Annotated in this window: 5 protein-coding genes; 2 read left to right on the top strand and 3 right to left on the bottom strand. The window is 71.1% G+C overall.

Annotated elements, in window-relative coordinates; genetic code table 11:
• Positions 1-1,496: 1,496 nt before the first annotated feature.
• Together KLI87_RS14955 and rny are read left to right on the top strand one after the other, a co-directional pair.
• The gene (locus tag KLI87_RS14955) at positions 1,497-2,150 is read left to right on the top strand and encodes a regulatory protein RecX (protein WP_374225447.1); all 654 of its coding nucleotides are present in this window, start codon (positions 1,497-1,499) and stop codon (positions 2,148-2,150) included.
• 437 nt (positions 2,151-2,587) lie between these two features.
• Positions 2,588-4,156, top strand: coding sequence for a ribonuclease Y (rny, locus tag KLI87_RS14960; RefSeq protein ID WP_374225457.1), 1,569 nt, complete (start codon positions 2,588-2,590; stop codon positions 4,154-4,156).
• Positions 4,157-4,297: 141 nt separating this feature from the next.
• Here rny and KLI87_RS14965 read toward each other — a convergent pair whose 3' ends face one another.
• The 3 genes from KLI87_RS14965 to KLI87_RS14975 form a co-directional block, all read right to left on the bottom strand.
• The gene (locus tag KLI87_RS14965) at positions 4,298-6,289 is read right to left on the bottom strand and encodes a prolyl oligopeptidase family serine peptidase (protein WP_156219256.1); all 1,992 of its coding nucleotides are present in this window, start codon (positions 6,287-6,289) and stop codon (positions 4,298-4,300) included.
• Between the two features lie 214 nt (positions 6,290-6,503).
• Positions 6,504-7,490, bottom strand: coding sequence for an amino acid ABC transporter permease (locus KLI87_RS14970; protein WP_214617584.1), 987 nt, complete (start codon positions 7,488-7,490; stop codon positions 6,504-6,506).
• Positions 7,487-8,167: an amino acid ABC transporter permease gene (locus tag KLI87_RS14975; RefSeq protein ID WP_214617586.1), complete on the bottom strand. Its 681-nt coding sequence runs from the start codon at positions 8,165-8,167 to the stop codon at positions 7,487-7,489. The genes KLI87_RS14970 and KLI87_RS14975 overlap by 4 nt, the downstream gene beginning before the upstream one ends.
• Positions 8,168-8,259: the final 92 nt, after the last annotated feature.

Consider the following 8,259-nt stretch of genomic DNA (forward strand, 5'->3'; position numbering starts at 1 on the left):
ACGTGAGCCTCCCCTGGGAGCCCCTCCCCACCAACCCCTGGACCACGGACCCCGAACCCGCCGACACCCCGGAACCTCCCGAAGCCTCCGACGCCGAGCAACCCCCGGAACCACCCTCGCCCTGGACGCTCGAACCAGGCCGTCCGGCCAACACAGCCCAAGCGGAGCCACCACAAACCCCCGGGCCGGCCACCCCCGCCTCCCAACCCGCCACGAAGCCCGAGGCCAACCACCCGGGCCAACCGGGAACGCAACAGCCGACCAGCCCCGTGGAAACCAACCCTGCGGCAGATGCGGCCGAGGCGACCGGCGTCAACCCCCAAACAGCCGACACTCGGTCGGGTGGCCCCGCACTAGGCGATGCCGATCCGTGGAATACCAAGGCGAGCGGAACCGGCGCGGCCGACATCGAGACGGACGCCACGGGAACGGCCGACGCCTGGGTTTTCATCGCCGGGACGGCCGACGGCGAAACAGCCCGCACCAGGACGTCCGACGCCGAACGGACCGGCGCCTGGAGTGCTGCCGCTACGGCGGTCAGCGCCGGAGCAGGCGATACCGAAGCGGCCAGCGCGGAAGACGATCTCCCTGGGGCACATAACCCCTGGGAGGACGCCGCCGGCACAAGCGACGCCAAAGCTGACGACATCGACGCGACAGGTGATGAACTGTCGAGCCCCGATGGAGATAAAACGGACGGCGGTGGAACGGGAACCGTTGAAACCACGGGTGTTGGACCGCCTGGCGCCGCGATGGGTGGCCCCGAGCTAGGCGGTGCTGGGGCGGGCGGCGTCGAAGCGGGCAGTGTCAGGGTGGCCGGTTCTGAAGCGGGCAGCGGCAGAGCCCCGGACGGTACTGAACGGGACACGGAGTCGCAAGCGGCGAAGTCGCGTGGGGTTGAGGCGGAGGTCGGGCGAGGGGCGTCCGGTGAGCGGGGTGCGTTCGGTGACCAGGGGTCGTCCGGTGACCGGGGAGGCGTCGGCGATCGCGGGGCGATCGGTGAGGGGCGGGATGCGGAGTCGCGGCCGGTGGGGTCACGTGGGGTTGAGGCGGAGGTCGGGCGAGGGGCGTCCGGTGAGCGGGGTGCGTTCGGTGACCAGGGGTCGTCCGGTGACCGGGGAGGCGTCGGCGATCGCGGGGCGATCGGTGAGGGGCGGGGTGCGGAGTCGCGGGGGGAGGAGACGGAGATTGGGCGAGGGGCGTCCGGGGGGCGGGGTGCGTTCGGTGACCAGGGGATGTCCCGCGATCGAGGAGCGGTCAGAGGTGGCCGGGCGGCCGGTGGGGGGCGGTCGGTCGGTGAGGGGCTGGGCGCGGAGTCGCGAGCGGTGGAGTCGCGGGGGGTTGAGGCGGAGGTCGGGCGAGGGGCGTCCGGTGGGCGGGGTGTGTTCGGTGGGCAGGGGGCGTCTGGCGAGCGAGGGGTCGTCGGTGGGCGCGGGGTGGATGGGCGGGGACGGGCGGTCGGTGAAGGGCGGGGTGGTAAGCGGCGGGGTGGCGCGTTGGGGAGGAGGGGGGCGTCCTCTCCCTGGGAAGGCGCGGCGGAGTCGTCGGGGCGGGATGGCGCGGAGGCTTCTGGTGAGAGGGAAGGCCGTAGGGAGCGGGGCGGGAGTGGGCGGCGTGGGAATGAAGAGGGCGGGAGTGAGCGGGGCGGGCTTGGGGAGGGGGCCGCGCGGGAGGTTTGTCTGCGGATGCTGGCGGGGGCGCCTCGTACTCGGGCGCAGCTCGCGGACGCGTTGCGGCGCAGAGGGTTTCCCGATGAGGTGGCGGAGTCCGTGCTTTCGCGGTTCACCGATGTTGGGTTGATCGACGACGAGGCGTTCGCGCAGGCGTGGGTGCGGTCGCGCCATGCGGGGCGGGGGCTCGCCAAGCGGGCGCTCGCGGCGGAGCTGCGGCGGCGCGGGGTGGCCGGCGAGACCGTCAACGAGGCCGTCGAGACGCTGGAGCCGGAGCAGGAGGAGCGCACCGCGCGTGCGCTGGTCGAGCGCAAGCTCCGCAGTACGCGGGGCGTCGATCCGGTCAAGCGCACTCGGCGGCTGGTCGGCATGCTGGCGCGCAAGGGATATCCGCCGGGGCTCTCCTATCGGGTGGTCAAGGAGGCGTTGGCCGAGGAGGGCGCCGACCTTGAGGACTTCCCGGAGGCGCCCCTGGAGTGATCAGGTGAACAGGGGGCGATACGCCGGGGAATGACGGGCGGGCTGACCGCAGGTGATCTCGTACTTACCTGGGCGGAGCCGACGAGCCAGGTGGGTGGGGGTGCGCGGGTCAAGTGCGCGGTAAGGAACTCGTCACGCGGGCGTTCGGTTAGTCCGGAATGCCCCGGGTTTGCTTGCTCATTACCTCCATGCCGCTTACCGTTACGGCAGTGAGGAGTTACTCCGCGTCTCGCGGATTGCTATACGGCCGAGCACGTTCGAGCAGCTGAGAGGCATAAAAGGCAGGTTCGTTGGCCGGATTCGGCCGCGTCATCGGGCACGCGTACGGCGTGGCCCGGCGATGTCGTGCACCCGGAATAGCGTGAGTAAGTCCTCGCAAGGCAGGGTCCTGACAGGCGGGCCCGCGGCGAGGAAGGATCTGCCTCATGGAGAGCGTCCTGCTGGGTGCAGCGCTGCTGGTGACCCTGGCCGCTCTCGTCATCGTCGTCCTGCGGCGTCCGGGCATGCCGGGACGGGCCGCGGCGGAGATGGCCCGCGCGCAGGGTGAGGCGGACGAGATCCGGTCGAAGGCCAAGCTGGACGCGCAGGAGGCACTGCGGAGCGCCGAGGGGCAGGCGCGCCAGATCGTCGCCACGGCGCGCGAGGAGCGCGAGGACCTTGAGGAGGAGGCCCGCTCCTTCAGGGAGGACCTGCGGGTGCTCAGGGAGGACCTGGAGCGCCGGGAGGCGCGTCTCGCCGAGCGGGAGCAGCGGCTGGACGGCGAGGTCCGCAGGCTTGAGGAGTGGTCCGGACGGCTCGCGGAGACCAAGCGGACCCTCCAGGCCCGCAAAGAGGAACTGGGCAAGGTCGAGGAGGAGCGGCGCCAGATCCTGGAGCAGGCGGCGGGGCTCACCGCCGAGCAGGCCAGGGCCGAGCTGGTCGGGCTGATCGAGAACCAGGCCAAGCGCGAGGCGATCCCCATCACGCGGGAGATCGAGAACTCGGCGCGGGCGGAGGGCGACAAGCGCGCCCGCAAGATCGTGACGCTGGCGATCCAGCGGGTCGCGAGCGAGCAGACGGCCGAGTCGGTCGTGTCGGTGCTGCACCTGCCGAGCGACGAGATGAAGGGCCGCATCATCGGGCGCGAGGGGCGCAACATCCGCGCGTTCGAGACGACCACGGGCGTGAACCTCATCATCGACGACACCCCCGAGGCGGTCCTGCTGAGCTGCTTCGACCCGGTGCGCCGGGAGGTCGGAAGGCTCACGCTGGAGAAACTCGTCCTGGACGGGCGGATCCACCCGCAGCGCATCGAGGAGATCTACGAGCGCAGCAAGAGCGACGTGGAGCAGCTCTGTGTGCGCGCGGGCGAGGACGCGCTGGTGGAGGTCGGCATAGCCGACATGCATCCCGAACTCATCGCGCTGCTGGGCCAGCTCCGGTACAGGACGTCCTATGGGCAGAACGTCCTGAAACACCTCATCGAGTCCGCGCACATCGCCGGGGTCATGGCGAGCGAACTGCGGCTGCCGGTCGAAGTGGCCAAGCGGTGCACGCTGCTGCACGACATCGGCAAGGCGCTCACCCACGAGGTGGAGGGCAGCCACGCGCTGATCGGCGCCGAGATCGCGCGCCGCTACGGCGAGGACGAGGACGTGGTGCACGCCATCGAGGCGCACCACAACGAGGTCGAGGTCCGGACCGTGGAGGCCGTGCTCACGCAGGCCGCGGACGCCATCAGCGGCAGCCGTCCGGGCGCGCGCAGGGAGTCCCTGGAGGCTTACGTCAAGCGGCTGGAACGCCTGGAGGAGATCGCCCGGGAGAAGCACGAGGGCGTGGAGAAGGTCTTCGCCATGCAGGCGGGCCGGGAGATCAGGGTGATGGTCAAGCCCGACTCGGTGGACGACATCCAGGCCCAGGTCATCGCCCGCGACATCGCCAAGCAGGTCGAGGACGAGCTGACCTACCCGGGGCAGATACGGGTGACCGTGGTCCGGGAGTCGCGCGCCATCGAGTTCGCCCGCTGACCACGTCCGACCGACGCCCCTTCCGCGCAGGACGACCGCGCCGATTCAGCGCGCCCCGCATCTCTCCTGCGTCGCACCTGACCACGCCCGGACACGTGCGCCGGTCGGCGGGGGAAACCGGCCGACCGGCGGGCGGCGGGGTCAGCCGACGGTGAGGTCGATCGGGGTGACGCCTCGGGGGTCGAAGCCGAGGGTCTGCCCGTAGAACGCCAGTTCGGCCTCCAGGCACGCGATGACCGTGTCCGCCTTGCGGAAGCCGTGGGCCTCGCCCTCGAACGTCAGGTAGGCGTACGGCATCTTCTTGGCGGCCAGGGCCACCGCGAAGCGCTCGGACTGGTCCGGGGGCACCACCGGGTCGTTGAGCCCTTGCAGGAGCAGGACGGGGCAGGCCGTGCGGTCGGCGTTGTTCAGCGGCGAGCGCTCCTCGTAGGCGCGCTCGAAGCCGGGCAGCGGACCGATCAGGCCGAACAGATACTGCGACTCGAAGTCGTGGGTGGCGCCGACGAAGCTTTGGAGCTCGCTGACCCCGTAGTAGGACGTGGCGGCCTTGAACACGTCGGTCTGGGTGATCGCCGCGAGCGTCGTCCAGCCGCCCGCGGAGCCGCCGCGGATCGCCAGCCGGGCGGGGTCGGCGATGCCGCCGTCCACGAGGGCCTGGGCGGCGGCCACGGCGTCCTCCACGTCCACCACGCCCCACTGGCGGCGCAGGCGTTCGCGGTAGGCGCGGCCGTATCCGGCGGAGCCGCCGTAGTTGACGTCGATGACGCCGATGCCGCGGCTGGTGAAGTACGCCCGCTCCAGGTCGAGCACCTTGGAGACGCGTCCGGTGGGGCCGCCGTGCACGAAGACCACGTACGGGGGCAGTTCGCCCTCCGGGGCCACGGCCTCGGGGTTGGTCGGCGGGAAGACGTACGCGTGCACGGGACGCCCGAACGGGCCCTCCAGCACTTCGGCGCGCGGGTTGGACAGGTAGGCGACGTCCGGCAGCTCCGGCAGTTCGCGGCGGAGCCCCTCCACACGCCCGGTCGTGGTGTCGATCCGCACGACCGACGGCGGGACGTCCGGACCGCCGCCGATCCCGACAATGGTGGTGCCGTCCGCCGAGAGCTGCGACTGCCAGTGCTCGTAGGGGACCTCCAGGTCGATGAGGTCCAGCGTCTCCGGGTCGTAGATGCCGAGCCGCATGTCGCCCTCGCCGTGCAGGACGGCGAGCCGGCCGTCGCCCAGCAGCGCGTAGGGCATGCCTCCGAGCTGCCACAGCGGGCTGGTGAACTCCTCCTCCGCCGGGTACAGCGCCTGCGGCGACTCCCCGTGCAGGCCGACCTGGTAGATGTTCCACCAGCCGGGCCAGTCGGAGATGACGTACAGGGACTCGTCGTCACGCCACAGGGGCGCGACGACGGATTCGGTGAGGCCGCCCTTGACCGTGCGGGGCGCGACGGTCTTGCCGTCCTCGATCGCGGCCACGCGCAGCTCCGTGCCGTCCCAGGGCATCCTCGGGTGGTTCCACTGCACCCACGCGAGATGACCGCCGCCGGGCGAGGGGCGCGGGCTCGCGTAGAAGTGCGCCCCCGTCACCAGCTCGCGGATCGCCCCCGCGTTCTCCGACGCGCTGCCGTCCAGCGGAACGGCCACGATCGCACGCCTGATCCCGGCGACGCCCTCCTCGCCCTCCGGCGGCGCGGCGATGTGCCCCTCGCAGACGCACCAGATCTCCGTGCCGTCCGGGGAGGGCACGAGGTCGGCGTAGCGCAGGCCCGCCTGGACGGCGGGCTCGGGCGTCAGCGGGTACGGCTTCGGGTCGCCCTCGTCGAGCCGGTGGAGCCGCTGGTCCTCGTAGTTGGAGAACACCAGCGACCAGCCCTGTTCGGTGCGGACCGGCAGGTATGACCGCCCGCCGTACTCGTGCACACGCGTGCGCGCGTCCCAGGGGGCCTGGAGCAGGTCGGTCCGGTGACCGCCCCGGAGGTGGACGACGGTGGTCCGGCCGCCCTCCTCCGGTCGGGTCTCCTGCCACCACACGTCATCGCCGGCGACGGTGGGAAAGCTGAGGCGCAGCCGCGCGCGGGCGACGTCGGCTGCGGAGATGGGGGAGGGCCAGGAGCCGTAGGGGAGGGTCGCACGAGCGGTCATACCAGGAATCGTCCCGCATACGGGGATCGGTTGGGGCCATGACGGGGTGTTTGACTTCGGAAAGATACACGCCGATCACCAGCCGACCCACCGGTAACACCCGCCCGCGGGGAGGTCGCGGAAGCGGCGGAGCGCCGCGAGGAAGCCGCGGGGGCGCCGCCCGGACGCGAGTCCGGGCGGCGCCCCCGAAAGGCCGTTCTCGGCGTGCTGGGGCTCAGACGGCTGGCGGCGCCGCGGCCATGCCAGGCGCCGGGGGCGCCCCGACGCCTCCGCCCATCGTCTTGGCCTCGGTCTTGCGGCTGCGGCGGCTGCGCGCCTCCAGCCACGTCGCGAACCGGCTCACCGACATGTTGATCGCGATGTAGATGACCGCGACGACGATGCCCGCCTGGAGCTTGTTGTTGTCGTAGTTGGCGGGCACCTGCCGGAACGCCGCGTTGAGGAGTTCGGGGTAGGCGATGATGTACCCGAGCGCGGTGTCCTTGAGCAGGACGACGATCTGGCTCACGATCGCCGGCATCATGACCGTGACGGCCTGCGGCAGCAGGACGAGCCGCATGACGCCGTTCTTGCGCAGGCCGATGGAGTAGGCGGCCTCCGCCTGGCCCTTCGGGATCGACTGGACCCCGGCGCGCACCACCTCGGCCAGCACCGACCCGTTGTACATGATGAGGCCGAAGACGACCGCGGCGAACGCGGGCACCGTGATGACCCCCGCGTTGATCTCCACGCCGAAGATCGAGAAGAAGTTGTCGACCAGCACGCGCTGGAAGGTGCCGAACGCCGAGTCGGCGACGGACGGGCTGACCTTGTTCGGGATGAAGAACGCCAGGAAGATCAGGATCAGCAGCGGGATCGCCCGGAAGAACTCGACGACGATCCCGGCCGGGATCCGCACCCACCAGTGGTCCGACAGCCGGGCCAGGCCGAACACCACGCCGAACAGCAGCGCCAGCACGGTGCCGAGGGCCGCCGCCTTCAGCGTGTTCCACAGGCCCGGCAGGATGAGGTTGTCCCACACCTCCCACTTCAGGAAGGGGCTCCAGAGCTTGCCCGCGAACTGGCCCTTCTCGTTGAAGCGCCAGACCAGCGCGCCCAGGATCGCGAGGAACACCACCGCCGCGACGACGGTCAGGATGTTGTGCCGCGCGCGCGCCCGGGGGCCGGGGGCGTCGAAGAGGACGGTCGCTTCCTTGGTCATCGGACCACCGCCATCCGCTTGTGCAGCCACCCGAAGAAGAACCCGGTCGGCAGCGTGAGGATCATGAACCCGGCCGCGATGCCGATGAACAGCGGGATCGCCCCGCTGGTGAAGCTGGGCTGGTCGAGGATGTCCTTCATGACCGAGGCGGACTCGGCGTAGCCCGCCGCCGACGCGACCGTCGAGTTCTTGATCATGGCGATCAGGACGCTGCCGAGCGGCGCGATGACCGCGCGGAACGCCTGCGGCAGGATGACGATGCGCAGCGACTGGGTGAAGCCCAGCCCGATCGAGCGCGCCGCCTCGGCCTGCCCCAGGGGGACCGTGTTGATGCCCGAGCGCAGCGCCTCGCAGACGAACGCCGCCGTGTACCCGGACAGTCCGAGGACCGCCCACCAGTAGTACGTGCTGTTGCTCCCGGAGAACTTGAGCGCCAGCTCGTCGTTCAGACCGAGGCTGCACATCAGGAGCACCAGCGTCAGCGGGGTGTTGCGGAGCACGTTGACGTAGCCGGTCCCGAACGCGCGGAGCACGGGGATGGGCGAGACGCGGCAGCTCACCAGCACCGTGCCGAAGATCATGGAGAGCACCGCGGCGAGCGCGGACAGGCGGACGGTCGCCCAGAACCCCTCAAGGATCTGGTCGAAGTTGTCGAAGAAGGGGCCGAAGTCAAACATGGCTTAGCTGTTCCATGGCGTTCCAGCGGGTCGGGTCACGCGCGCGCGTCCAGGGGACGGGCCGATGGGCGTCCCCTGGACGCGCGCGCACA

The sequence above is a fragment of the Actinomadura sp. NEAU-AAG7 genome, from assembly GCF_018603865.1.
GTDB classification, from domain to species: domain Bacteria; phylum Actinomycetota; class Actinomycetes; order Streptosporangiales; family Streptosporangiaceae; genus Spirillospora; species Spirillospora litoris.